Genomic DNA, 25,701 nt, shown 5'->3' with positions numbered 1-25,701 from the left:
TTTTTGGTTTTATATTTTGTAAAACTCTGCGGCGGTTTCGCCCATGATTCTGGCTTTTTCAGAATTAGTAAGTGCTGAAGTAAACAGCTCGATTACCTCCCAAAACTTTTCATATTCCCCGGCAAGCAGACATACGGGCCAGTCACTCCCATACATCAATCGTTCTGGACCAAACAATTCCAGGGCGATTTCCAGATAAGGAAAAAGCTGATCGGGAGTCCATTTTTTCCAATCTGCCTCGGTGATCATTCCGGAAAGTTTGCAGTGCATCAGTTCCCGCTCCGCCAATAGCCCAACGGCTTTTTTCCATTCTTTCCATTCTCCGTCTTTGATATAAGGTTTGGCCAAATGATCAATGACAAACCGTTGGTCCGGGCATTTGCTGACTAATTCTAAAGTCGCCGAAAGGTGGTGCGGGAAAATCAGGATGTCATAACTGTAGCCCCTGTCACCGATTTTTTGAACTCCCCGGATAAACTCCTCCTGAAGCATGTAGCGAGGGTCTTTGGATTGGAGCACCTCACGGAAGCCTACCAGTTTTTGGGATTCGGAATAGTCATCCAGAAGTTCATCCAGCTTGTCGTTTTTCAGATCTGCCCAACCGACCACTCCGCGAATCCACTCGTGCTGACCTGCTAAATCGAGGAGGAAATCAGTTTCCCGAAGGCTTTCTTCTGCCTGCACAGCGATGCATCCATCGATTTTTGCATCCTGGAGCAAAGGAAAAAGGTCCCCTGGAAGGAAATTTCGACGAATCCGGCTCATCTCCGGAGTGATCCAATCCTGACGCTTTGAATCGTATTCCCAGAAGTGCTGGTGGGAATCGAGTCTCATGCCTCTGGATCGTTCATAGCTACCTGACGGGAAATACCAAGTCCATCAATTCCCAATTCGACAATATCCCCATTTTCAAGAAATCTCGGTTCAGGTTTTAAGCCCATACCTACACCAGCTGGAGTTCCGGTTGAAATCACATCCCCGGGCAGCAAGGTCATGTACTGGCTGATATGGGAGACAATCGTCGGGATATCAAAAATCAGATCCGAAGTATTGCTATCCTGTAGCATTTTTCCATTCAGCTTGAGCCAAAGTCGAAGTTGATGCGGATCAGCGATTTCTTCTTTTGTTGCCAAAAATGGTCCGAGAGGAGCGAAGTGGTCGGCACTTTTTCCTTTGACCCATTGACCGCCATGCCGGAGCTGGAAATCACGCTCGCTCACATCGTTGTGCAGGCAATAGCCGGCAATATAATCGTAAGCATTTTCGGAACTCACATATTTGGCCCGCTTGCCGATCACTACTGCCAGTTCAACTTCCCAGTCGGTCTGAACAGAGTTTTTTGGGATAAAAATCGGATCATAAGGCCCGCAAAGGGAAGAAGTTGCCTTCATGAAAATGATAGGAATCTCCGGCACGGCCATTCCGGCTTCTTCGGCATGCTTTCGATAGTTGAGTCCCACACAAATGATCTTGGATGGTCGGGTAATAGGGGATCCGATCCTAGAATTAACAGGAATTTCCTTTAGACCTTTCTGATTTGTCTCCAGCCAAGATTTCAGCCTGTTCAGTCCGTCGTTTGCTAAAAAGCCTTCATTCCAATCTTCCCCGAAAGAGGAACAGTCAAGGTTTTTACCTTCTTTATCCTGGATTCCGGGTTTTTCTTTGCCGGATTCTCCAAATCGAATGAGTTTCATGTTTTTATTGTCTAATAATGAGAATCAAGTAATGAGAATCAAGAAGCAAGATCCAAGAATTTCTAAGTATAAGACTCCCGGATCAAAAGCACAATTGCTGAGTAATGGTGAATGCGTGTGATGAATCTCGTAAATCAAAAATCGTAAATCCCAAATCACCTCACATTTTCAACCCCATAAAACCCCCGTCAATATTAAAATTGGCACCTGTGATAAATCCGCCGGAATCTGAGCTGATAAAGTATGCCAGTTCGGCGATTTCCTCCGGGGTCCCCATTCTTCCGATGGGTTGGGTAGCTGCCAGCTTGGCGAACATTTCTTTTTCCTGGCCGGGATAATTTTTTGCCAAAAATCCATCTACAAACGGGGTATGAACCCTGCCCGGGGAAATGCAATTGCAACGGATCCCGTCCTGAACATAATCTCTGGCTACGCTCAAAGTCATGGACAGTGCGGCGCCTTTTGTCATGCTATAAGCAAAGCGGTCCGGTATCCCGATCGTAGCGGCAACCGAGCACATGTTCAAAATAGACCCGCCTCCGTTTTCTTTGAGCTTTGGAAGGCAGGCCTTGATGCAGTTGAACATCCCCTTGACATTTACCTGGAAAAGGCGATCAAAGTCTTCTTCGGAAGTGGTTTCTACTTTTCCGATATGGGAAATCCCTGCATTGTTGATCAATACGTCGATTTTACCAGGAATAGTTTGCACCAATTTTTCCAACTGGGAGTAGTCCGCAATGCTTACTTCGAGAAACTTTACATGGAAGCCTTTTTCGTGTTCTTCGATCTGAAGCTTGGTGCCTTCCACCTGGTTGGTGTCAATAAAAAAAACCAGGCTGCCTTCAGCGGCAAACTTTCTCACCATTGCCAAGCCAATTCCGCTGGCTCCACCCGTAATCAAGACGGTTTTTGAATTCATTTTAATAGGTTTGGGTCTAAGTTAATTCAGAAACAAAAATCAAACTAATGCATTTTGACGGAAAAAGTAAGCGCTTTTTTTTCCTTTCTGATCATTTCAAAGATCTGATGAAAATTTTCGAAAGTGATGGGTTTTTCAAAAAATCCGATCACTGACGGGTACTTTCTTGCCAGATCGGAATTGGAAGAGGAGATCGAGGAAGTCATCAGGATTATTTTGTGGTATTGGAGATTCCTGGTTTGAAGCAAGGAAAGAAAATCCCAGCTACTCATATCATTGAGATTAATATCGACCAAAAGAAATATGGGGTTAGTTGGATCTGAATTACTGGTAAGAAAATCCAGGGCATCCTTTCCGGAGGAAAATGAGTCTATTTGGCTTTCGGGACTTATCCTCCGGATCATTTTTTGGAGAACCAACAACAGCACGCTGTCGTCATCCACAAGGATCAGTTCAGGATTCATAGCTGTCCAATCGCTCGATGTTTTCTGATTTTTTACTGATATCTCTGATGATTTGATCAAGTTCAAAGGCTGAATCTTTGATGTGTCGGATCAAATTTGGTCTGTCTTCGCCCAAATCTTCCAAGTCGGTTTCCATCAGGTTCACTAATCCAAGCAATCTGGCCAAGGGAGCCCTGACCACGTGGGATTGAATCCAGGCAATTTCCCTGAAGGTTTGGTTTTGTTTTTCAATGGTTTCCACATACCTGGTCCGTTCGGTGATGTCATTGACCAAAACCAATACGGCATTCCTTCCATTGAAGTGTAATTGGTTGATGGTGGCTTCGACCATGATGATTTCACCGTTTTTCTTTTTGTGGCGAAAGACACTTTTGGGATGGTAAATCTCTCCCCTCTTGAAAGCAGAAACAGCCTGTTCCATCAAAATAATGTCTTCTGGCGGCCTGATTTCGGAAATTTTCATTTTTAAAAACTCATCCTCACTGTATCCATAGTGATTAATGGCCGCCTGATTGATATCCAAAAACTTGAGATCATCCAGACCATACACCCACATGGGTAGCGGGCTCAGATGGAAAAGATCACTGTACCGTTTTTCAGATTTCTGAATTTGATCCGTGAATTTGCTCCGCTGAATGGAATATATAATGCTTTTATAAAGGATTATGGAGGTGAGTTCATCCTTGAGCAGGTAGTCAGATACCCCAAGAGAGAGTGATCTGATACTGAAATCCAAATCCGAAAATCCAGTGAGAGCAATAACCGGACATCCTTTGGCGAATTCTATAACGCTAACAATCAGATCTTCCCCGGAAAGGTCTGGCAGAGAAAGATCCAGGAATATAATATCAAACCTTTGATTGGAATCATTGAGGAGATTCCTTGCTTCTTGGAAAGTTTCTGCCCGCTGGAATTTTGGGTCTAATATATAGTCAGTAAGGTATTCTTCAATCAGAATATAATCTCCCAGATTGTCCTCAACAATCAGAAAGTTATAGGTTTTTTCATCCTTTCGCATTGGCCTTAGTTCCTGGGAAGTCTTGCGATGGTCAGCCAAAACTCTTCAATTTTTGAGGTGACATTCAGAAAATCATTGACCTCCAATGGCTTGATAATGTAGCAATTTGCGTGGTCCTGATAGGCCCGGTGTATGTCCATTTCAGAGGAAGAAGTTGTCAAAATGATAATTGGGATATGTTTTAAATCCGGATGATTTTTGACACTTTCTAGCACTTCATGCCCAGTTTTTTTTGGGAGGTTGATGTCCAAAAGAATCAGATCAGGCAATTCATTCAGACTGTGACGGGACTGGGTCAGCAAAAAGTGGAGTGCCTCACATCCGTCACGCAAGACTTTGAGTTCATTGGCAACTTTGCAATCTTGAAGTGCTTCTGTAGTGAGGAGGATATCCCCTTCGTTATCTTCTACCAGAAGGATTTTAATAGGTAGGTTACTCATGTTTTTTTATGGTAAAGAAAAATTCACTTCCAATTCCAGGTGTGGATTCTGCCCAAATCTTTCCTTCATGTTGGAGAATTATTTTTCGACAAACAGCCAATCCCATACCAGTACCGGGGTATTTTTCTTTTGGATGAAGCCTTTTTAGTATACCGAAAATCGCCTCAAGATAATCAGCTTCAATGCCTATCCCATTGTCCTTTATGGAAAATTTCCAAAAACCATTTTCTTCCTTTCCTGAAATTTTTATTTCCGGTTTGGTGTCCGGCTTTCTGTATTTCAATGCATTTCCGATCAAATTCTGGAACAATATCCTAAGGGGCATTTTGACACCTTTAATATTGGGAAGTTCCTCAATAATTAGGGTTGCATTATTTTCCTGGATTAGGGCTGATTTAAGTGCCATTACCTCCTGAATAAGGTCTTTGGTATTGATGCTTTCAATCAAATTGGAGTCAAAACCAACTTTGGAATAGTCCAATAAGTCGTGTATCAACAAAGTAAGGCGCTTTGCTCCATCGATAGCAAAAGAAATGTACTGGTGGGCTTTGTCATCAAGGCTAGCCCCGTATTTTTTCTCCAGAAGTGACATGAACGAACTGATCATTCTCAGGGGTTCACGCATGTCATGGGATGCCATGGAAGCAAAGGCTTTGAGTTCTGCATTGGCATTGCTAAGCTTCTGATTGGCTTCTATAAGGCTCAATTCATCCAGTTTCTGTTTGGTGATGTTTTGGGTAGCCCCGATCATCCGAATGGCCTTGCCTTGTTCATTTCTGATGATATAGCCTTTTTCAGATACATAGGCATAGGTTTGGTCAGCTTTCTTGCCTCGGAATTCGATTTCCCAGGAAGTGGTGTCTCCGGATAGTGTTTCCTGCAGTTTGGATTGAACACGCTCCAAATCCTCGGGATGGATCAGGTCAGTCCTGAATTGTTTGTTATCATCAAGTACCTTTTGGCTATATCCAAAAAGTACCGAAAATTGGCTGGACCGATATTTTTCATTGGTTTCCAAATTCCAGTCCCAAATGGCATCTGAAGTAGCCCTCGTTGCCAGCTCAAACCTTTCATTTGCCAAAAGAATTTCTTTGGATTTATCATTGAGCTTTTTGATCAAAAGTGAGGGTTGACGGGCAAAATTCCAGGCAGCAATCCCAAATATTCCTGACAGGATAATTCGCCCCAGAATAAACCATCTCAGGTCATACCATGCAAGACTTTCTTTGAGTTGAACAGAAAGCAACCAATTGCCGACCTCAATCGGAACTGTGGCCTTGTAGCCGGAAAAGTTTAGTGAATCTCCCGAAGAAACGAATTTTTCCAGAATCCCTGTGTTTGGATTGACTTTGGAAAGCTGGACTATAAACCTATCCTCGTTGTGGATGTCCTGCAGAGCTCTTTCCACCAATTTGTCAAAATGGATGATGACCGCGGAAAGCCCGATAAATTTCCCTTCGTCAAACAGTGGGTATCGTCCAACTATTCCTGTGCCTCCTTGACGCAGGGTGATTGGACCTGAAAAATAAACGTCCTTTCTCCGGATGGATTCTTCTACTTCCCGGAAGTTTTTGGGGTCCTTCAATACATTATATCCCAGAACTGCCTCATTGCCTACAAGGGGATAGACAGCTACGATTGTTCCACTGTCCAAAAACTCGATCACATCCACTTGGGGATTGCTTTCCAAAATCTGCCTTCCGATTTCTTCAAAATTTTGGATGACTTCATCTTTGTTTTGGGCAAAAAATCCCAGGGTTTTTGCCGCAGAAATCCCATCGCTTAAGGCAGTTGTAAACCGACTTTCAAACTTATTCAACTCGGTGTTGACTATCTCCCGTTCCTCAGAAAGATTGAGTTTGTATTCTACCAATGTCAGGAAAGTAGTAAGAGACAGTATAGCCAAAAAAGTTATCCATCCCGTCAATTTCGGGTTGGAGATCATCTGAAGCAAAATCCTGTCTTTTATTTGGGAGAATTTCAAACCTGGCTATTTTTTAATGGTAAAGAAAAAAGTACTGCCATTGTCTAAAGAAGATTCCACCCAGATTTTTCCACCGTGGAATTCAACGATCTTTTTGCAGATTGCAAGGCCTATTCCAGAGCCGGAGAACTGATCTTTTTGGTGAAGTCGCTGGAAAATCACGAATATTTTATCCTTGAATTCGGGATCAATACCTATTCCGTTATCCTGTACCGAAAACTGCCATTCGTTGTCAAATTCAGTTCCGTTAATTCTTATTTCAGGCTTTTTTCCGGCAGGTTGATATTTTAGACCATTGGAAATTAGGTTTTGGAAAAGTTGAATAATGGAGTTGGAGTGGCAATAAATATCAGGCAATTGCCCAACATGAATGGTGGCATTTTTTTCCTGAATTAATTTATTGTTCAGCAAGAGGACTTCGTGCACCAATTCATTGGTATTAGTCGGTTTTTTGGATTCCGATGAATTCCCAACTTTGGAAAATTCCAACAAATCGAGAATAATTTCCCTCATTCGCCTGGCACCATCCACGGCAAAGTGGATATACTGAATACCTTTTTCGTCAAGTTGATCCTTGTATTTTCGTTCGATCAAACCCAGAAAGCTGGAAATCATCCTCAGGGGTTCCTGTAGATCATGGGAAGCTACATAAGCAAACTGTTCGAGCTCCTTGTTTGAAATTTCAAGTTCCCGGTTGGATACTGCCAATTCCTCATTCAGTTTCTTGAGGGATTCCTCATAATTTTTACGTTGGGTGATGTCCATCATCGCCCCGACAACACGAATAGGTTCGCCGGCTTTGTTTCGGATCAAAGTAGCTTTATCCATCACATAGGCATAGGAGCCATCCTTTCTTTGGAACCTGTATTCGGATTCAAAGTAGTTTTGGTCCTTTTGGTGGAGGAGTTGATAGAGGATGTTTTGCACTGCTTCAAAATCCTCAGGATGAACCCTTTTTCTCCAGATTTCAGGAGAATTGCCTTCCAATTCCAAGTTGATTCCAAACAGCTTACTGAACCCATCACCCCAGAAGTGTTCATCGGTTTCGATATTCCAATCCCAGATGGCATCGTTTGTGGAATCGGCGAGGATAGAAAACCGCTCGTTGGATTGTGCCAACTGATTTTCGGTCATTTTTCGATCCGAGATATCCTTAATGATTGCAGACAAGCCACCGTTTGCCGGATAAATCATGACTTCCAGCCAGGCATTTACCCAGGAATCATAGGTTTCGAAATATTGGGCTTTATTTTCCTGAAATGCTTTATCGTAAGCGTTTTGGAATTTATCGTTGACTTTTTCTACAAATTCCCAGATGCTTTTCCCGATGATTTCTTCACGCTTCACCCCGGTCAGTTTCTCAATTACATTGTTCCAATAGGTGACATTGTAATTTTTATCCATGGCGTAAAAGGAATCTCCGATACTTTCCAGGAGCTCGTTTCTGGTTTCATAGGCCACTCTGATTTTGTCAAGGTGCCTTTTTCGCTCTATGGCGAAGGCCAGATTGGTGGTGACTGAAGTCAAAAATCCAATTTCATCATCCGACCATTCCCGCTCTTGGGTACAATCATCAAATCCGATGTATCCCTGAAATTTCCCCTCGACGAAAATCGGAATCTGGAGAATGGATTTGATTTGCTGTTCCTCCAAAATCTTCCGTGTAGCTCCCTGCGTTTCTTTGGTTTGTACCGCAAAAGGCTCCCTGGCTAAAGCCTTTTCCAAAAAGGTAGGGTGATCTTCCAATGGAATGGCCTGATAATCGGGATTATCCTTTTCCGAACTGACTTTTCCATTTGTCCATTCCTTGATTTGCTGAGTAAAAAGTTTTCCGGAATCAGGATCAGTGAAGTTTTTAAAGAGATAGACGCGATCAGCATCAATGACTTCTCCCATTTTACCCAATAATTCGGGCACAGATTCTTCCCATTCATTGGTTTCCAAAAGTGACTGGATGATATCTGCGATGGCCGCTATGAGCCGGGTTTTGTAGAGCAGTGCAGCTTCATTTTTTTTCTGCTCGGAAATGTCTCTCTCCACGGCAATCCAATGGGTGAAATAACCTTTTTGGTCCGCTACCGGAGTCAGAGAAAAATTAACCCAGTAAGCGGAGCCGTCCTTTTTGTAATTGATCAATTCTACAGTGGAAGGCTTCCATTCACTGAGATCCTGTTTCAACTTGTCGAGGACCTTTCTGTCCGTGAGCGACCCCTGAAAGATGGTGGGTGATTTTCCGATTATTTCCTCCAGCGTGTAACCGGTCATTTTGAGGAAGGAATCATTGGAATAAATGATTTTGTATCCGCCGGGCCCAGGCTCTGCCTCAGTGATTAAAATCCCGTCCCGGGTGTTGGTTACCACCGATTCCAGAAGTTTCAGATGGTTTTCCTTTTCTTTTTCGAGGGAAATATCCTGAAGAGCCCCCACCATCCGTACAGGTTTGCCATCAGGACCTCTTAGGATCACCGTGTTTTCTTTGACTACAGCATAGCTTCCGTCAAATTTCATAAAGCGATATTCCCCAGACCACCGATTTGCCTGAATGTTGGCCCGGGCATCAAGTATGGACTTCCAGATTCCAGGCAGATCTTCCGGATGGACTTTTGTTTGCCAAAGATCCTCGGATACCTTTTCCATTTCTTCAGGATATCCGAAAAGCCTGTGGTAGCCTTTGCCCCAAAAGATAGAATTCTTCTTGATATCCCAATCCCATATTGCATCTGAAACGGCCTGGGTTGCCAAGTGAAACCGTTCATTGCTTGTCCGGAGAGAATGCTCGGCCCAATACCGGTCAGTTTCATCAATCACCGTGGAAATCATCAGATCCTGTTCGGGAAGAGGGATATTTTTCGCAGAAATTATCCTTTCCTTTCCATTTTCTGTGGTAATGTGGATGTTATTCCAAACCATCTTTTCCAGGTCACCGCTTAGTACATCCTTTATGACCTGACTTTTGATGGATTCCCGATACTCCTGGTTTGGGAAGACCTTGTTGAAAAACGTGTCGACGTCCATTATTTTCTCTGGAGCCCAACCATAAATCTGGCTAAAGGAAGGGTTGAGATAGGTCACCTCTCCGGTGCTGATTTTATTCACTGCAATCCCCAAAGGCAAATTACGGAGTGTGGATTCTATGAATTCATTTCTGTCCAGGAGTTCTTTTTCAATGAGTTTTTCTCGGGTAATGTCCTGCACTGTCCCCCTATATCGCCGGATTCCCATCTCCGGATCTATCTCCAAAGTACCTTTTTCATGTACAAATTTGATTTCTCCAGAGGGTAAAAGGATGCGGTGAACCACATTAAGCGGGGCAGTTCCGGTAAGGGTATCGTTGTGGTGAATCAGAAAGTCCGCCCGGTCCTCGGGATGGATAGTATTAAAGAAAAGTTGAAAATTGGGGCTGAAAAGGGAACTGTCGATATTCCAGATTTCAAAAACCTCATCTGACCAATAAATCTCCTCGGTCTGAATGTTGAATTCCCAATAACCCATTTTTCCGATTTTTTGGGCCAGTTTAAGTCTGTTTACAAGTTCCTGGATGCGGAATTCCTCTTCTTTTTGATGGGTTATATCGAGGGAATAGCAGCCAATAGCTATCAAATTTCCCTCTTCAAAAATCGGTTTAAAGTTGACCTCCATATAACCTCCATTTTTGAGCAAAGTGACTTTTCTAATAAGGGAGAAAGCTTCACCTGCCAAGGCCCGGTCATACCAAGGTTTCCATTCCTGAATAAATTCAGGAGGTAATGGGGTGTTGAATATAAGATTGTCGCCTGGTTTGAGATCCCAGTTTCCTATTTCCTTCATCGATCTGAGAAACTGGTTGTTTGCAGTAATCAGATTATAATTCCGGTCTAAAGCCCAAATCGTTTCCGGAGAGGAATCCATTACGATGGCAAGCTTTTGTCTATCCTGCTTGAGGCTTTCTTGGGTTTGGAGGAGTTGGGAGACATCTCTGGCGACGGCAAAAACAGTATTGGTAGCTTTGTCCAGGTTTGCTGACCAATTGAGATGGATTATTGATCCGTCTTTTTTGAAATAGCGGTTTTTGAAATTGGAGGATGCTTTTCCCTCCATTATTTCTTTCCTTTTATCGACAGTTGGCTGAAAATCATCAGGATGAATCAAATCTCTGAATGATTTGCCTAAAAGCTCGGCTTGGGTATAGCCCAGTATTTCTTCACAGGATTTGGATACTTTACGGTAATACCCATTTTCATCAGCCAAAAAAATCAAATCCTGAGTGGTGTTCAGGATGTTTTCCACCTGCAGATTGGATTTTCGAAGTTCCTCTTCTTTTATTTTTTCCTCCGTAATATCTCTTAATATGCCAAACAACCGGAAAGGAGTACCCTGAGCTGGGCGGTCCATCGTGCCATCAGCGACCACATACCTTAATTCACCGCTTGGCCTGATGACCCGCATTTCAATTTTGTAGGGAGCTCCGGTTTCTAGGGATTTTTGAAAAGCAGCTGAAGTTTGTTCTCTGTCTTCCGGATGGATCGCAGCTAAGCCAATTTCTTTGGAGGGTTGGACTTTGGATGGATCCAGTCCGAAGATTCGAAAAAGCTGTTCAGACCATCTTAGTTTTCCGGTCGTCAATTCAATCTCCCAATGTCCGATGTTACCCAATAGCTCTATTCCCCGCAGGAGAGCATGGTTTTCCTCCAATAGATTGGATACAAGTTCTGCTTGTTTGGATGGAGTGGATTTGGGAATAATTCCCATTGTTTCGAACAATTAAAGCGAGCAATATATATTTTTAGCATTTACCCGCCAATCAAGTGCATAGTTCTGTAAATCTAGAACCTCACTACTTCTCCGGTTTTTACAGATTCATCGCAGGCAAAGGCGATTTTCAGGCTGTTAAGTGCATCGTCCAGGTGATCGGTCAGGTCCAGATTTTCCTGAATTGCTTTGAGAAAATACTTCTGCTCCCGGTTACAAAGCTCCTGATGATCTGGCTCGTCGGTCATGTCTATCCATTCGTCTTCTTTCAAAAAATGGTTTTTATCGTCAATTGCGGCATGATGAACACGGATGGATTCTGTTTTGGTATGGCTGTCCACATGATCCGATTTTCCGGAGGCTCCGGCATCTTTTGCCACGATGGATACTGCTCCTCTTGGGCCAAAAACATCTTTCACAAAAAATGCGGTCTCACTGACCATCGGTCCCCAACCAGCCTCATACCATCCCACAGATCCGTCTTCAAAGCGGATCTGAAGCTGGCCATAGTTGTAATTGTCTGTTGAGATATCCTCGGTCAATCTTGCTCCGATTGCAGATACCCACACTGGTTTGGATTTGGTCATTTGGCACATTACATCGATGTAATGAACTCCGCAATCCACGATGGGGCTTAGGGATTTCATCAGGTTTCGGTGGACATCCCACATGTAGCCCTGGCTTTGCTGGTTGAGATTCATCCGCATAACCAGTGGTTTTCCCATTTTTTGGGCTTCTTCGATAAATCTGATCCAGGAGGGATGATGCCTCAGGATGTACCCCACGACAACTTTTTTCCCGGTTTCTTTAGCTTTTGAGATGATTCTCTCACATCCGGCAATGGTGTCTGCCAGCGGTTTTTCGATGAAGATATGACAGCCTGCACCCAGTGCTTTCAAAGCAAATTCCTCGTGAGTATCCGGATAGGTGGAGATGCAGACAGCATCAGGTTTGGTCTGTGCAATGGCCTGATCAAAGTCGTCAAATAGGGGATAGGTCGCGTTTAAGTCGCTGTTGACACGGCGTTTACTATCGCCACGGGCGACCAACCCGCAGATTTCGAACTCGGGCATCTGGTGGTAAGCAGCGGCGTGGGTCGCGCCCATATTGCCGCAACCAACGATAAGAATGCTGATGGGTTTCATTTGTTGGAGTTCTTGATGAGATTATTGTATTCTGCTTGACTCAAATAAATAATTTCTATGTCAAGGGTGATTGGTTTTTCAGGTTCGTCAGTTTCATTTCTTTTTACCGCCACAATCTGATCCACGATTTCCATGCCTTTGATCACCTGTCCGAAAACTGTATAATCCCCGTCCAGGCGTGGAATTCCCTGCGGGTTTTGGACGATGTAAAACTGGCATCGTGCGGAAAGTTTCCCTGGATTGTCGTCACGGCCGGCACCGACTGCGCCATAGACATGCTTCAGTTCCGGATGGAATTCCGGCTCCAAAAGATACTCAGGATCTTTGAAGCCCTCTGGTGTATCAGGACATCCGGCCTGGGCAACGAAGTTTGGAATGACTCTGTTGAAAGTGAGTGAATCCCAATATCCCGCCTCAGCCAATTCGATGAAACTTTCTCGATGGTTTGGAGTCCGTTGGTCCAGGCTGATCAGAATTTCTCCCAGTGGAGTATTGATCCGACCGACAGGGAGTTTGTCATCTTTCGAAAAGAAACTAAAAAAAAGCTGAAAAATCAGGAGGAAATTCATGTCAAAGTAGGGTTTGGTAACTATGATGTAGGCACTTAATATACATATTTCAGAAAGTTATTTATTAATGAACTTGGGCTCCATCAGATTCAGGAAAGGTTCGGTAATTTGATCCTCAAATAAAATGGATTCCTTTGATGTACACTGAAAATCACTTTCAAAAACAGACTATTGATCAAAATTCTCCCTTTCCTGGTAATGAAATGGAGCGTCTGTTGGAATTGAGTGAGCTAGATCTTGATTTTTCTGATTTGGAAAAATCATGCGCAGAGTTGACCAAACTCGCCGCAAAGGTAGCCGGCACATCTATTTCTGTGGTCAATCTGATTGATTCTTACACCCAATGGAGCGTGTCATCCTTTGGATTGGATTCTAAGCAAAGTTCACGAGAGGATTCAGTTTGCCAGTATACCATTTTGGAGGAGAATTCCGGAGGTTTTGAGGTTGAAGATCTCTCGGTTGATTTGAGATTTAAAGACAAACCTTATGTCTCCAAATCTCCTTTTTTGAAGTATTACTTTGGAATTCCGCTCAAAATCAATGAGAACACCTCTCTTGGCGCTTTATGTGTTCTTCATGATGATTACAAATATCTTACCGCTGAAAAGAAAGAAATGCTCGGGGTTATCGCTGGGGAAGTGGTCAATCGGATCAAAACTCATGTTGAAATAACCAACCTAAATCGGAAAGTCCAAGAAGCAAATTCAATTAAAAACCGGATAGCACATGATATCCGGGGACCAATCGGAGGGATTATTGGCTTGGCTGAAATTATCCAAATTCAGGGAAATGGGAACAAAATAGAAGAAGTCCTTGAATTCATAGACTTGATCCAGAAGAGTGGGAAGTCTTTGTTGGAGCTCACAGATGAAATATTGTCTTCCAATTTAGCTGGTCAAAAACATCCCAAGAAATCTGAGTTTACCCTATTATCCTTGAAGGAAAAAGTCCTTGATATGTTTGGACCTCAGGCTATCACCAAAAACGTGGTCCTGACAGTGCAAGCTTCTGTCTCTATGACTGAAATTCCCTTTCAAAAAACCAAAATCCTTCAGATTCTCGGAAATTTGATCTCCAATTCGATCAAGTTTACCCCAGCTGGGGGCAAAGTGGAGGTAAGGCTAGATTTGGAAATCCAAAAACAGGAAAAGATCCTAAAACTTAAAGTAAAGGACAATGGGATTGGAATCACACCGGATAAAATAGAGGAAATTTTATGTGGAGGGACTGCCTCTTCGATGGGAACTTCCGGAGAAATCGGATACGGGTTCGGTCTTAATCTGGTACATCAACTGGTCAACAAACTCAACGGCCGGTTGTTACTAAAGTCTGAGCTTGGACAGGGAGTAGAATTTGAGTTGATCATTCCGGTATCCTGAGTTGAGCTTAGGACTTTTTCAGGTCGACAGCAGCCTTTTGGCTATTGTCCACCGGGTAAGCGTACATGGAAAGGAAATTTTTGACCAGAATGGGGTTGCTGGTATCCACTTTTCCAAGCAGTCTTTTTTCGAAGCCTTCTTTTTCTTCCCTTGAATAGAACTTGGAAAATTGATCATTTCCATGGAGCAAATCGTGTGCGATGTAATTGCTTGGCCAAAGCTTGTAACCACTCCAAATATTTAAGTCAACCAAGGAGGTCAGTTGGGCAAGCTTTTCAGGTTGTGAAATTTCCATTGATGAAATCTCTTTGATTTCCTTGTCCAAAACCTTGTTCACTTGAATGTGGATTCTTTTCTTGGTTCCCATGATCCCCCTGAGCAGGTTTACAAAGTCCTCGTTTTCACTTTTCACGTACTTTTCATCTCTGGATTTTGCCAGGAGTTCTGGCATTTTCAGGATGTCCGTCGGGTCATATTCGTAGGAAATAGAGATCGGAACGACATGGATTTTTTCAAAGAATGAAAAAGGGTTTTTCCCGTTTTCAGCTAATGTTAGCATTTTGAGGACTCCTTTTTGGGTCACGTCATTGCCATCTTTGGTCCTACCCTCACGCTGAGCGGTCCACACAGAGCGGTTTTCCCTAAGCAAGGATTTATGGATATACTCAGAAACCATCAATGAACTTTCAAAAAGTGCCCTGCCGGATAATCCTCTGCGAATTGCAAAATTCCTGTTGAGTCGGGAAAGAATATGGAGAAAAGGCTTTTTGATCAGGTTGTCTCCGATTGCCGAAGTAGTCATGACCAGCCCTTTTTCGAATAGGCAGGAATTGAGTAAAGAAGTATCGAGTATGATATCCCTGTGATTGGAAATAAAAAGGTAGGCAGTGTTGGGTTCCAAAATTTCAAAACCACCCGTGCTGAGTCCGTCAGAGCTTTTTTCCAGGACTTTCATCAGTCCGGGATATATGAAATTGATTTGAAAATCCCTGAGTGAATGGGTGTGGCGCAACAGATCTTTCCAATGGGATGGATTGTCATTTGGAAATGTGAAGCCCATCATCGCTTCCAGCATAGGATCGTCAATTATTTTACGGATGGCTGCGTTTGCTTCCGCATCGTAAAAAGGTCTTATCGAATCAAATTTGGACATAGTGGGTGGATATTGCATCCGCAAAAAGCAAAAATTAGACGAATAATCGAAGTTAAATTACCTTTAGCGGGAGCCCTTTTCCTTAATTATTCCCTTTTCAGATACTTATTGATAAAGAGCAAATGGACCGGCAATGCTTCAGTCCAATAGGGCCAGGTATGTGCGCCGGGACGCTCGATGTATTCGTGCGGAGTTCCGATTTCCAGCAATAGTTTGTGGATCTGACGGTTGGTTTCTATCAGAAAATCATCCACCCCGCAATCGATAATCAAAGCGAGGTCATTTGCTTTCATTTTTTCCACCAATCCTACGGCGGTGTAAGGGTTGAAGCCGGGTCCATCGTAGTTCAGATTTGGGCCGAGCATAGCCGCTTGCCCTTCCTGGCGAAGTTTTCTGAAATCCTCCTGTACTTTCCACATTCGGGTATCGATGTTCATCACCCCGCTCATACTTCCCGCAGCCGCAAACAGCTCGGGATGTTTTGCAGAAAGAGTAATTGCGCCGTGGCCTCCCATAGACAGCCCGGTGATTGCTCTGGATTCTTTTCGGGCGAGGGTTCTGTAATTTTTGTCAATATGGGGAATCAGCTCTTCGACCATATAGGTTTCATAGCGGACTGAATCCAGCATAGGACTGTCGTAATAGTAGCTGGCGGGACCCACTCCTGGGGTCACGATGATCAGGTTGTACTCTTCAGCCATCCGGCCGACCAGACCTGGTTCCGTCACTTTTTGGTGCCAGTCACTGAATGCTCCGCTGCCTCCGTGAAGCAGATATATCACCGGGAATTTTTGATCGCCACTTTGGTATGTAGATGGAGTAGTTACAGCCGCCTTGAGGTTCTTTTTCATTGCCTGGCTGTAGACTTGGATCGTGTCAGTTTTAGTTTGGGAAAAAGCGAAAACCGGTAAAAGTGCCAGAAGGATTAGTAGTCGAAGCATTTGTGGGTAGGTTAAGGAGAGATGTTTTGAAAATTAAGGAATCTTAGGTTAGAATCAATTCGGTTTTGAAAATCCAAGGTTCAAATCCAATAAGTCTTATTTGTATATTCCAAATTCTATTCTGGACCTGTCAACAAAATGAACCGCCTGCAGCATACCGCTAATTTTCTGATAGTATTGGTCCTCGGAGCAATTATTCTGAAAGAAGGAGCTTTTATTCTGGTACCATTGGTTTGGGGGATTTTTTTTGCTTTTGCCCTATACCCGATTTCTTCCTGGTTGGAGAGAAAAAGAATTCCCAGGGGCTTGGCTATATTCTTTAGTATTTTGATGGTCAGTATGATTGCTTTCGGGATTTTATATCTCCTTCTCAATCAAATGGTGGGTTTGATCAAGGAGATTCCGGAGATAGGTGGAAATCTGGAAGGAAAATTAAGCAGGTACCTGGATGAGCTTAGTTTGTTGGTGGGAAGGGATTTTATAGATCCGGATCAAAAGGCAGATGTGTTTTCTATTTTGCCAAGTACCAACTTAAATGAAACCTTATTTGCGACAGGAAAATCTCTGACCTTGGCCGGAATAATTCCACTCTACAGTTTCTTATTGTTGTATTACAAGGATTTTTTCATCGAGTTTCTCGTGAGATTTTCTTCCAAAAACAAAGAGTTTGTCCTCAACTGGGCCGCGGAGTCAGGGGGAATTATTCAGTCGTATCTGGCTGGGATGATCCGGGTGACCGGAATTGTTGCGGTTTTGGCAGGGATATTCTTTTATACCATGGGAATCAAATATTTCATTCTGTTTGCTTCCTTCATTGCGATTATGAATCTCATTCCTTATGTAGGGGTTTTCATTTCTTCCTTATTTGCGGTTCTCTATGTTTTTCTGACCACAGATTCTCTGATTTATCCCTTTCTGACTTTTGCAGTACTTTGGGGAATTCAGCTTTTTGAAAACAACATCATCACCCCATTGGTAGTAGGGTCTAAGGTTAAAGTGAATGCTTTGGCAGTTATCCTTGCCATATTGCTTGGAGGGTGGATGTGGGGAATTTCCGGAATGGTCTTGTTTATCCCGCTTACCGGAGTTCTAAAAATCACCTTGGAGAGAAGTGCTGGATTAAAACCATTTGCCTATCTGCTAGGAGATCAAGTGCCTGTGAGTGAGGAATCTGAGAATTTTTGGAAACTTGTACGGAGAAAATACTTCCAAAAGGAAAACTGAAATAACTGGAAAATAAACTAGCCAAGAGCCTCTTACAGGACTTGAACCTGCGACCCACGCTTTACGAAAGCGTTGCTCTACCAACTGAGCTAAAGAGGCATGAAATAAGGTGATCCTTAAAAACGGCTCAGTTGGTGCAGCCCTGCAATCTGGCTGCTCGGTAAAACCTTCCTTCGTGGAAGGTTTCTTTACCCTCGCCCCTCAAACTGAGCTAAAGAGGCTTGGATATTCCTCTGAAGTTACCAAAGCATTGAAAAAAAGAAAAGCAGACCGGGAGGTCTGCTTTTTGATTTTTGTGCGGATGAAAAGATTCGAACTTTCACACCCAAGGGCGCTGCCACCTGAAAGCAGTGCGTCTACCAATTTCGCCACATCCGCTTACTAAAATCGATTTGCAAATAAAGTAAAACTCTGGTATTGAAACCAAGCCCAGATGCAATAAAATCAATCTTTCCGGTGCTGGCCTAGAGATAGACTTGAATGCCAATTACTTCCAAAGGTCAGTATTTTCGATCCCGATGCTTTTCGCTTTGAAAACGGGAGTTTTTCCTTCTTTTTTCTGCTTTTTGTAATCTTCCCAAGCCTTGAATGCCGGTTTTCTAAGCAGCAGAATGGCAATAATATTCAGCCAGGCCATCATTCCCACCCCAATATCTCCAAGGGTCCAGGCCACTTCTGCAGTTTTGACAGATCCGTAAAATGTGGTGCCCAAGATTGCGGCTTGCAGAAGCCGAACGGCCCATTTAGAGGATTTGTTTCTGGTCAGGTAGCTAAGATTTGTCTCCGCGATAAAATAATAAGCCATGATCGTAGTGAAAGCAAAAAACAGCAGCGCAATAGCGACGAATCCCTTTCCGATAGCGGGAAAGTGGGTTCCAATTGCGTACTGAGTGTATTCAGGTCCAAAAGGAACGCCGGGCAGATTCTCCACAATAAAGCCGCCTTCAGGATTTACCACATTGTATTGTCCCGTGAAAAGGATCATCAGTGCCGTAGCGGTACAAACAAATAATGTGTCCACGTAAACAGAAAACCCCTGTACTAATCCTTGGATTGCAGGATGAGTAACTTCAGCTGCCGCTGCCGCATGTGGTGCAGTTCCCTGGCCAGCTTCGTTGGAATAGATTCCCCGCTTTACTCCCCAGGCGATTGCCATACCAAATACTCCGCTGAATGCAGCTTCCATATTGAATGCGGATTTAAAAATCAGGGCGAATACTGCGGGAACTTCAGTGATATTAATGATAATAATGATGACAGCCATGAGGATATAAGCCAAAGCCATGAAAGGAACCACTACTTCAGCTACTTTTCCGATCCGTTTTACTCCACCGAAAATGATTAGTCCCAGAAAAAGTGTGATGGCAATTCCTGTATAATGAACAGGAATATCAAAGGCGTTGTTGGCGCTCAATGCGATACTGTTGCTTTGAACTCCAGGGAGAAAAATCACCGTACTCAGGATGGTGGCGAATGCGAACAACATGGCATACCATTTCATTCCGAGGCCTTTTTCGATGTAATAGGAGGGTCCTCCACGGTATTGACCGTTGTTTACTTCTTTGTAAATCTGTCCCAAGGTGGATTCTATAAATGCAGAGGCAGCTCCCAAGAAAGCGATTGCCCACATCCAAAATATTGCTCCGGGACCACCCATCGCAATTGCAGTAGCCACTCCGGCAATGTTTCCGGTTCCGACCCTGCCGGCTATTGCTATCGCAAAAGCCTGGAAGGAGGAAACCCCCTTGTCTGAGGATTGGCCGCCAAACAGCAAGCGGATCATTTCCCGTAGATAGGTCACCTGAAGAAATTTCAAGGCAAAAGAAAAATAAACTCCTGCAGCCAGGCACAAAAAAATCAATGCATTACTCCAAATTATACCATTGATAGTATCAATTATCTCTTTCATCTAGTGTATTTAATTTTTTGGGAAGGTGGTGGATTCTCCAATTCAAGTTCTGAATTTGTAGGTAAGAAGCGGAAAAATTGCCAAAAACTTGATAGGTGGGATGAAAAATGATTCGTTTTTGGGGAAAACCCTCGGGATTTAATGAGGCCTTAATCCAAAACAAAAAAGCCTCTGGATTTCTCTCCAAAGGCTTTTATAAACTAAATCGGGGTGACAGGATTTCAAGGACGACTTTTCCCCCGATATCTATCGGGGCCATCGGGACGAGAAATCGGATTTCGCTACACCTCGAACTTTTTCCATGAAACAAAAAAGCCTCTGGATTTTCATCCAAAGGCTTTTTAAAACTAAGTCGGGGAGGCAGGATTTGAACCTACGACCTTCCCGATCGCAATCGGGACGAGAAACTGGGTTACGCTATACCCCGAACTTTTATGAAAATTGTACCAAAAAAAGCCTCCGGATTTTCATCCAAAGGCTTTTTAAAACTAAGTCGGGGTGGCAGGATTCGGATTTCGACCTTCCCGATCTCCATCGGGACGAGAAACCGGGTTTCGCTACACCTCGAACTTTAACTAGAAACAAAAAGCCTCTGGATTTTCATCCAAAGGCTTTTTAAAACAAAGTCGGGGTGGCAGGATTCGGATTTCGACCTTCCCGATCGCAATCGGGACGAGATGCTGGGCTACGCTACACCCCGAACTTTTTAGAAAGTGATAAGAACAAAAAAGCCTTTGAATTTCCATCCAAAGGCTTTTTAAAACTAAGTCGGGGTGGCAGGATTCGAACCTACGACCTCCACATCCCAAATGTGGCGCGATACCGGGCTACGCTACACCCCGATTTGTCGTTAAAATTTCGGTTTTTAAGCCCTTTTTTCTAACGGCATGCAAACATACGGATTTTAATTTTGGCTCAAAGCCGGTCTTTGAAAAAAATCGGTTTTTTTTCAAAAGCCCACTAACTCATTTCAATTGCGTGCTTTGCATCCCAAATTTTTGAGAAAAAAATACGTAGAAAATAAGTATAAATACGTAATTTATTTATACTTTTAACTGCATTTCGAAAATCCCAATGGTTTCAGTTTGCTCTGCCCTTTCAAGTATCAGTCAACATGCTGAGGTTTTGCAGCCGAAAAAGCTGCCTCTACAGCATTGTTTGGGCTATTATTTGGCAGAGGACATCCATGCTCCCATTTCTTTACCCCCTTTCCGGCAGTCTGCCATGGACGGTTATGCAATTAAGTATGGGCCATCCCAGTCCTATGAATTGGTGGGCGAGAGCAAAGCCGGGGATTTCAATGAATTCGATCTGATCGGAAATCAGGCCATTCGAATTCTCACAGGTGCCAGAGTTCCTGATCTGGCGGATACCGTAGTGATTCAGGAGAATATTCACAGGAATGGATCCGAAATCCGGATTCAGCAGATGCCCAGACCTTTTGCCAATGTTAGATCTATCGGCGAACAGGTGAGGGAAGGAGAGTTGGTAGCCAAAAAGGGTACAAGGATTCAGGCTTTGCAGCTTGGCTTTTTGGCCGGATTTGGATTGGAAGAAGTTTTAGTCATTAACAAACCCAAAATTGCTGTAATCGTCACCGGGAATGAACTGCAAGGTGCAGGAAGTCCACTCAGGCCCGGTGGCGTTTACGAAACAAACGGAATTTCAATTAGGGCGATTCTGGCTGAACAGGGTTATCCCATTGACAGCATTTCCTATGTAAAAGATGAAAAAGCCGCGACTGCCCGGGCAATTCATAAATCGCTTGATGCGGATTTGGTCTTGATTTCGGGAGGAATATCCGTTGGGGACTATGATTATGTAAAAGCCGGACTTGAAGTCAACACCGTCCAGGAGATTTTTTACAAAGTCAATCAAAAACCGGCCCGGCCATTGTGGTTTGGGAAAAAGGACAAAGCATTGGTTTTTGCCTTGCCTGGCAACCCTGCGTCGCTCGTAACCTGCCTATTGGTTTATATCCTTCCAACACTTCGAAAAATCACTTCAGGGAAAGGTTTTGAGCTAAATCTGAAACACGGAATTCTAGACGGGGACCTCCTGAACCCTCAGGGGAAATCACTCTTTCTTGCAGCCAAAGAAGAAAATGGAATCGTTAAAATCATGGATAAGCAGACCTGCAATTCCCTCGGATCTTTTGCTGAGGCAAATGCTTTGGTTTATGTGGATGAATCAATTTCTAAAATTGAATCCGGTGAGCCCGTTAGCTTTTTCCCGATTAATTTGGGCTAATTGAAATGATCACTTATTGATAATAAGATGAAAGGAAATTTGGCAGCTTATACCCTTTGTGGTGGCAAAAGTACTCGAATGGGTGAGGAAAAAGGACTCGTGGAATTCCAGGGGAAGTCTTTTGTCGAGTGGATTTTGGAAGCTGTTTTTCCCATTGTATCAAATCCGGTATTGGTTACCAAAAATCCTGCTTATCAATCTTTCAATTTGGAAATGATTCAGGATGTGATCGAAGACCAAGGTCCTTTGGGTGGAATTCTTACTGCTTTGAGGCATTCTGATTCCGATTTTGTCCTTATTCTGAGCTGCGATATTCCGAAGATAACGACTGAAGTTTTGACCTTTTTGGTCGAAAAATCAAGAGAAGCTCCCGAAAAAATCACCTTCCTATCTGACGGAAAAAACGACTATCCATTGATAGGAATCTATCCCAAGCAGCAATTAAAATTCGTAGAAAAATCGATTTTGAAAGGGGAACTGAAGCTTCGGCAATTTGTCGAAAGCATGCCCAATCAGCGGATTGTCCTGAATCACGGACGAATTCCAACCGTTCAAAATATTAATACCAAAGCCCAGCTTCAAAGCCTATCCCAAACCTATTGACCATGAAAAATTCTCCAAAAAACACCCCTCATCTTACCCTGATCGGTGCCGGTCCCGGAGATCCGGAACTGCTGACTTTGAAAGCAGTAAAAGCCCTTCAAAAAGCGGAAGTAGTACTTTACGATGCCTTGGTCAATGAGGATATTCTGGATTTGGCGGAAAATGCTGTAAAAATTTCCGTCGGAAAGCGCAAGGGGGCTCATTCTTTTTCCCAGGATGAAATCAACCAATTGATCGTAACATATGCCCATGAATTTGGATCAGTGGTTCGGCTCAAAGGCGGCGATCCATTTGTGTTTGGAAGGGGAAAAGAAGAGGAGGAATTTGCCAATAAAAACGGGATTGAAACGACCGTCATTCCAGGGATTTCATCCTGTATTGCTGTGCCGGCTTCGGTGGGGATTCCGGTTACTTTCAGAGGTATTTCAGAAAGTTTCTGGGTAATTACGGGTACGACCAGCTCACACGAATTATCCTCAGATGTTGCCTTGGCAGCACAGTCCTCTGCCTCTGTCGTGATTTTGATGGGATTGTCAAAACTCGAAGAAATCACCCGGATTTATAAAGACTTGGACAAATGCAATATTCCGGTTGCCATTATTCAAAACGGCACACGAACCAATCAAAGAGAAGTGGTCGGCACCATCAAGTCGATTGTCAAGCTTTCAAAAAAGGAGGCGATCAAAGGACCGGCAGTTTTGGTAATCGGTGAGGTGGTAAACCTGGCCAAAGTCAAAGCCATTTCTTCTGAGAATTATGTTTTCGAGGATGAGTTTATCTTCCAAAATTTGGGAGCCTTTCCTTTTTGATAATCTGAAAAGTTGAAGGGCGCAAGGTTTTGATTGGAATTAATGGAGGATATCTCAGCAAACATTACCCAACTTCGTGAGGCCACTGCAAAAGCTGTGGTACGGGTCAGTCAACCAGAGACGATTTTGGCAGTGATCGAAAACCGGGTTCCGAAGGGGAATGTCCTCGAAATGGCCAAAGTCGCCGGACTTTTTGGTGTGAAAAACACCGCTCTCAATCTTCCCAATTCCCACCCCCAGCCGATTGAATTCACTGGAATCGAATATGAGATTCAAGATTTGGAGATCCGCATTTCGGTAAAAGTCAAATCAGTCTGTAAGTCCGATTTGGAGATGGAAGCCATGCACGGAGCTTCGATTGTTGCATTGACAATCTATGACATGCTCAAGCCAATTGATAAAGGAATCTCCATTGACCAAATAAAAATCGAGGAAAAAACAGGAAAGCCCAAAGAAGAGAACCAAATCCAGGAACCGATAAAAACTGCAGTCGTTGTTTGTTCCAATGCAGTTGCAAACGGAATCAAAGCGGATTCTGCCGGACAGGCGATCCTGAAAAAGCTTCGCTTTCAACCAATCCAGATCACCTCCTACATTCTCATTCCTGATAGTTTGGAAGAGATCAGAGCCTTGGCTACAAGGCTTTCCTCCGAAAATCAATTGGTGATTTTTAGCGGTGGAACTGGCTTGTCTTCAACGGATGTGACTCCGGAGGCTTTAGAATCCTTACTTGAAAAAAGGATTCCCGGAATAGAAGAAGCGATTCGCAGCTACGGACAGAGCCGAACTCCACATGCGATGTTTTCCAGAAGTTTGGCGGGAACGATTGGGGATTGCATGGTGTTGGCTTTGCCGGGATCTACCCGAGGTGCCATGGAGTCAATGGAGGCTATTTTCCCTCATATACTTCATACTCTTTGAAAGTGAAGTGCGGGTCAATTCCCGGAAAAACAGTCATCCCCAAGGTAATCCCTACTTACATCCAAACTTCCGACTTCCATTCTTCCCGACATTCTACTCCTCCTTCCAAGAATGCTTAAACAAGTTTGGAGTAACGATCAATTGCACCCAACCCCAGTTTTGAGTCTTGGCCGGCTGGATTCCACCTTTGATGTCCACCATACTTTCGGTCTCAAAAAACTGGGAATATCCGGCGTTCAGTTTGACTTTTTTTGCGATGGTTTTGGAATAAACCAAATCCAGTTCAGATCCCAGGTAGCCGCTTTGATTATCCTTCAATTCTGCATTGGCTGAAAAGAAATGGCCATAAGCTGCCAGGCTTGAATTTTTGCCTGTAGGGAGCAGGATATTCGCATACAGGTCATTCAAGCCGACATTGTTCGCGTGATTTCCAACATAGAATAGATCCATGAAGCCGTTGAACTTGTGGTTGGTTCCATACAGCGGAAAAAACGAATTGGACTTGGATTCTGCAATTTGATCAGAACCACTCAATGCCTCATAACCTAGGACAAAGGCCACTTTTCCGGGTTTGTATTTGGCTTCGAGCATGTATTGGTAAGCGGTGAGATCGGTGGTGGGTGTTGATTTTCCTGTCTGCAAGTATGCCGAACCTGTTAAAGTAACTTTGGAGAGGGGAAAGGTGAAATAGGTTCCGGTAGTCTGTCGGTAATAGACTCCATCGGGTCTTGGAGTAGTTTCTTCCGTGAATTTTTGGAAGCCGTTATTCATGAAAAGAAAGCTGATTGATCCCTTTTCCCAGGACTTTTTGGCATGGAGCATCTGCATCACCTTGTAGGAATACATGCCGTTGATTCCATAACCCGAGCCTTCGGTTTTCTGACTTTCCTGATTGAAAGCAAAGGCTAGATCGGTTTTAAAGCCATTTTTAGAATAAGTCAGCATGGCGGCATCATGAAATCTGCCCTGCATCACCCAATCAACTTCCCCGAGCATCCGCTGATCGTCGTAGGAAAGTGTCTGTCGGCCCAGTTTCATGGACCAAGCTTCTGTAAACGAATAGCTCAGCCAAGCCTGGAAAAGAGAGAAGGAGTTGTTTCCGTCGCTGATGGAAAGTTGCTGGGTATCACCCCAAGTGCTGACATCCTGGACGCTGAAATAAAACTTCAACTTAGTGTCTTGATAGGCAAAATTGAGCCTGGACCGCTGCGTGACAAATGCAGCCGGATCGCCGCCTTCCGGAAGTAAATTTCCAAACCCGTGTCGGTATTCGAATCTGGGTCTGATGTCCGCGTCAAGTGAAATGGATTGTGCTTGAGCCTTGGCAATTAGCAAAATACCAAGTACGATTGTGTAGAGGATCTTTTTCATAACAGGTAGAATAGGTTAATTAAAAATACGTATAAATACTTATTTTATCAAAATAAATACTTAAAAAATACGTATTATTTTACTTTGCTGATGCCACCCTGAGCGGAGTCGAAGGGTTCTTTTCCTTTCCCTCGATTGTCTTTTTGAAAAAAAAAGCCCTTGTGAATGGAGATCGAAATG

Annotated in this window: 20 protein-coding genes and 3 tRNA genes; 6 read left to right on the top strand and 17 right to left on the bottom strand. The window is 43.6% G+C overall.

The genetic code is table 11. The annotated features are described in order from the left end of the window. Positions 1-9: 9 nt before the first annotated feature. The 10 genes from B0E43_RS08575 to B0E43_RS08530 form a co-directional block, all read right to left on the bottom strand. Entirely contained in the window at positions 10-834 is an 825-nt protein-coding gene (locus B0E43_RS08575; RefSeq protein WP_077348613.1) for an amidohydrolase, read from the bottom strand. Then, positions 831-1,694, bottom strand: a complete 864-nt coding sequence (locus B0E43_RS08570) for a fumarylacetoacetate hydrolase family protein (protein ID WP_077348611.1) — start codon at positions 1,692-1,694, stop codon at positions 831-833. The genes B0E43_RS08575 and B0E43_RS08570 overlap by 4 nt, the downstream gene beginning before the upstream one ends. 160 nt (positions 1,695-1,854) lie before the next feature. Beyond that, on the bottom strand, positions 1,855-2,613 hold the full coding sequence (locus B0E43_RS08565) for an SDR family NAD(P)-dependent oxidoreductase (RefSeq protein WP_077348609.1): 759 nt from the start codon (positions 2,611-2,613) through the stop codon (positions 1,855-1,857). 44 nt (positions 2,614-2,657) lie between these two features. Then, positions 2,658-3,077 carry a response regulator gene (locus B0E43_RS08560; protein WP_077348607.1) on the bottom strand — a complete coding sequence of 140 codons (420 nt, stop codon included), beginning with the start codon at positions 3,075-3,077 and terminating at the stop codon, positions 2,658-2,660. Next, the gene (locus tag B0E43_RS08555) at positions 3,067-4,134 is read right to left on the bottom strand and encodes a PAS domain S-box protein (RefSeq protein ID WP_254423390.1); all 1,068 of its coding nucleotides are present in this window, start codon (positions 4,132-4,134) and stop codon (positions 3,067-3,069) included. The genes B0E43_RS08560 and B0E43_RS08555 overlap by 11 nt, the downstream gene beginning before the upstream one ends. Beyond that, a complete protein-coding gene (locus B0E43_RS08550) occupies positions 4,101-4,535 on the bottom strand; it encodes a response regulator (protein WP_077348603.1) in 435 nt (144 codons plus the stop codon). Before B0E43_RS08550 ends, B0E43_RS08555 begins: the two co-directional genes overlap by 34 nt. Beyond that, on the bottom strand, positions 4,528-6,519 hold the full coding sequence (locus B0E43_RS08545; RefSeq protein WP_077348601.1) for an ATP-binding protein: 1,992 nt from the start codon (positions 6,517-6,519) through the stop codon (positions 4,528-4,530). Before B0E43_RS08545 ends, B0E43_RS08550 begins: the two co-directional genes overlap by 8 nt. Before the next feature lie 6 nt (positions 6,520-6,525). After that, on the bottom strand, positions 6,526-11,247 hold the full coding sequence (locus B0E43_RS08540) for a PAS domain S-box protein (protein WP_077348599.1): 4,722 nt from the start codon (positions 11,245-11,247) through the stop codon (positions 6,526-6,528). A gap of 74 nt (positions 11,248-11,321) precedes the next feature. Further along, a complete protein-coding gene (locus tag B0E43_RS08535) occupies positions 11,322-12,392 on the bottom strand; it encodes a Gfo/Idh/MocA family protein (RefSeq protein ID WP_077348597.1) in 1,071 nt (356 codons plus the stop codon). After that, positions 12,389-12,961, bottom strand: a complete 573-nt coding sequence (locus B0E43_RS08530) for a peptidylprolyl isomerase (protein WP_077348595.1) — start codon at positions 12,959-12,961, stop codon at positions 12,389-12,391. Before B0E43_RS08530 ends, B0E43_RS08535 begins: the two co-directional genes overlap by 4 nt. 137 nt (positions 12,962-13,098) lie before the next feature. Here B0E43_RS08530 and B0E43_RS08525 point away from each other — a divergent pair, with 137 nt between their 5' ends. After that, entirely contained in the window at positions 13,099-14,340 is a 1,242-nt protein-coding gene (locus tag B0E43_RS08525; protein ID WP_077348593.1) for a GAF domain-containing sensor histidine kinase, read from the top strand. A gap of 7 nt (positions 14,341-14,347) precedes the next feature. On the opposite strand, the gene B0E43_RS08520 is transcribed toward B0E43_RS08525, so the two are convergent. Both B0E43_RS08520 and B0E43_RS08515 read right to left on the bottom strand, forming a co-directional pair. Beyond that, positions 14,348-15,493: a 1-acyl-sn-glycerol-3-phosphate acyltransferase gene (locus B0E43_RS08520; RefSeq protein ID WP_077348591.1), complete on the bottom strand. Its 1,146-nt coding sequence runs from the start codon at positions 15,491-15,493 to the stop codon at positions 14,348-14,350. Positions 15,494-15,579: 86 nt separating this feature from the next. Next, on the bottom strand, positions 15,580-16,434 hold the full coding sequence (locus tag B0E43_RS08515; protein ID WP_077348589.1) for an alpha/beta hydrolase family protein: 855 nt from the start codon (positions 16,432-16,434) through the stop codon (positions 15,580-15,582). A 138-nt stretch (positions 16,435-16,572) separates the two neighbouring features. Here B0E43_RS08515 and B0E43_RS08510 point away from each other — a divergent pair, with 138 nt between their 5' ends. Continuing rightward, complete coding sequence (locus B0E43_RS08510) at positions 16,573-17,658, top strand: AI-2E family transporter (RefSeq protein ID WP_077348587.1); 1,086 nt, start codon at positions 16,573-16,575, stop codon at positions 17,656-17,658. A gap of 26 nt (positions 17,659-17,684) precedes the next feature. Here B0E43_RS08510 and B0E43_RS08505 read toward each other — a convergent pair. The 4 genes from B0E43_RS08505 to B0E43_RS08480 all read right to left on the bottom strand — a co-directional run bounded on the left by B0E43_RS08505 (position 17,685) and on the right by B0E43_RS08480 (position 20,409). Then, positions 17,685-17,757, bottom strand: a tRNA-Thr gene (locus B0E43_RS08505). A 197-nt stretch (positions 17,758-17,954) separates the two neighbouring features. Further along, positions 17,955-18,036: transfer RNA gene (locus tag B0E43_RS08500), tRNA-Leu, on the bottom strand. A gap of 109 nt (positions 18,037-18,145) precedes the next feature. Beyond that, positions 18,146-19,567, bottom strand: a complete 1,422-nt coding sequence (locus B0E43_RS08495; RefSeq protein WP_077348585.1) for a sodium:alanine symporter family protein — start codon at positions 19,565-19,567, stop codon at positions 18,146-18,148. Between the two features lie 768 nt (positions 19,568-20,335). Beyond that, a tRNA-Pro gene (locus tag B0E43_RS08480) sits at positions 20,336-20,409 on the bottom strand. Positions 20,410-20,641: 232 nt separating this feature from the next. Here B0E43_RS08480 and B0E43_RS08475 point away from each other — a divergent pair. From B0E43_RS08475 to moaCB, 4 genes are read left to right on the top strand one after another with little or no spacing between them, the layout of a single operon-like run. Further along, positions 20,642-21,817, top strand: a complete 1,176-nt coding sequence (locus B0E43_RS08475) for a molybdopterin molybdotransferase MoeA (protein ID WP_077348581.1) — start codon at positions 20,642-20,644, stop codon at positions 21,815-21,817. Positions 21,818-21,844: 27 nt separating this feature from the next. Continuing rightward, positions 21,845-22,420 carry a molybdenum cofactor guanylyltransferase gene (locus B0E43_RS08470; RefSeq protein ID WP_077348579.1) on the top strand — a complete coding sequence of 192 codons (576 nt, stop codon included), beginning with the start codon at positions 21,845-21,847 and terminating at the stop codon, positions 22,418-22,420. Positions 22,421-22,422: 2 nt separating this feature from the next. After that, positions 22,423-23,229, top strand: coding sequence for a uroporphyrinogen-III C-methyltransferase (gene cobA, locus B0E43_RS08465; protein WP_077348577.1), 807 nt, complete (start codon positions 22,423-22,425; stop codon positions 23,227-23,229). Between the two features lie 42 nt (positions 23,230-23,271). Next, positions 23,272-24,150 (top strand): bifunctional molybdenum cofactor biosynthesis protein MoaC/MoaB, encoded by an 879-nt coding sequence (gene moaCB, locus B0E43_RS08460; RefSeq protein ID WP_077348575.1) that lies wholly within the window; start codon positions 23,272-23,274, stop codon positions 24,148-24,150. 93 nt (positions 24,151-24,243) lie between these two features. On the opposite strand, the gene B0E43_RS08455 is transcribed toward moaCB, so the two are convergent. Beyond that, entirely contained in the window at positions 24,244-25,521 is a 1,278-nt protein-coding gene (locus B0E43_RS08455) for an alginate export family protein (protein WP_077348573.1), read from the bottom strand. Between the last annotated feature and the right edge of the window lie 180 nt (positions 25,522-25,701).

Source organism: Algoriphagus sp. A40, assembly GCF_002002735.1.
Taxonomy (GTDB): Bacteria; Bacteroidota; Bacteroidia; order Cytophagales; family Cyclobacteriaceae; genus Algoriphagus.
This window is presented reverse-complemented; position numbering and strand designations above follow the sequence as displayed.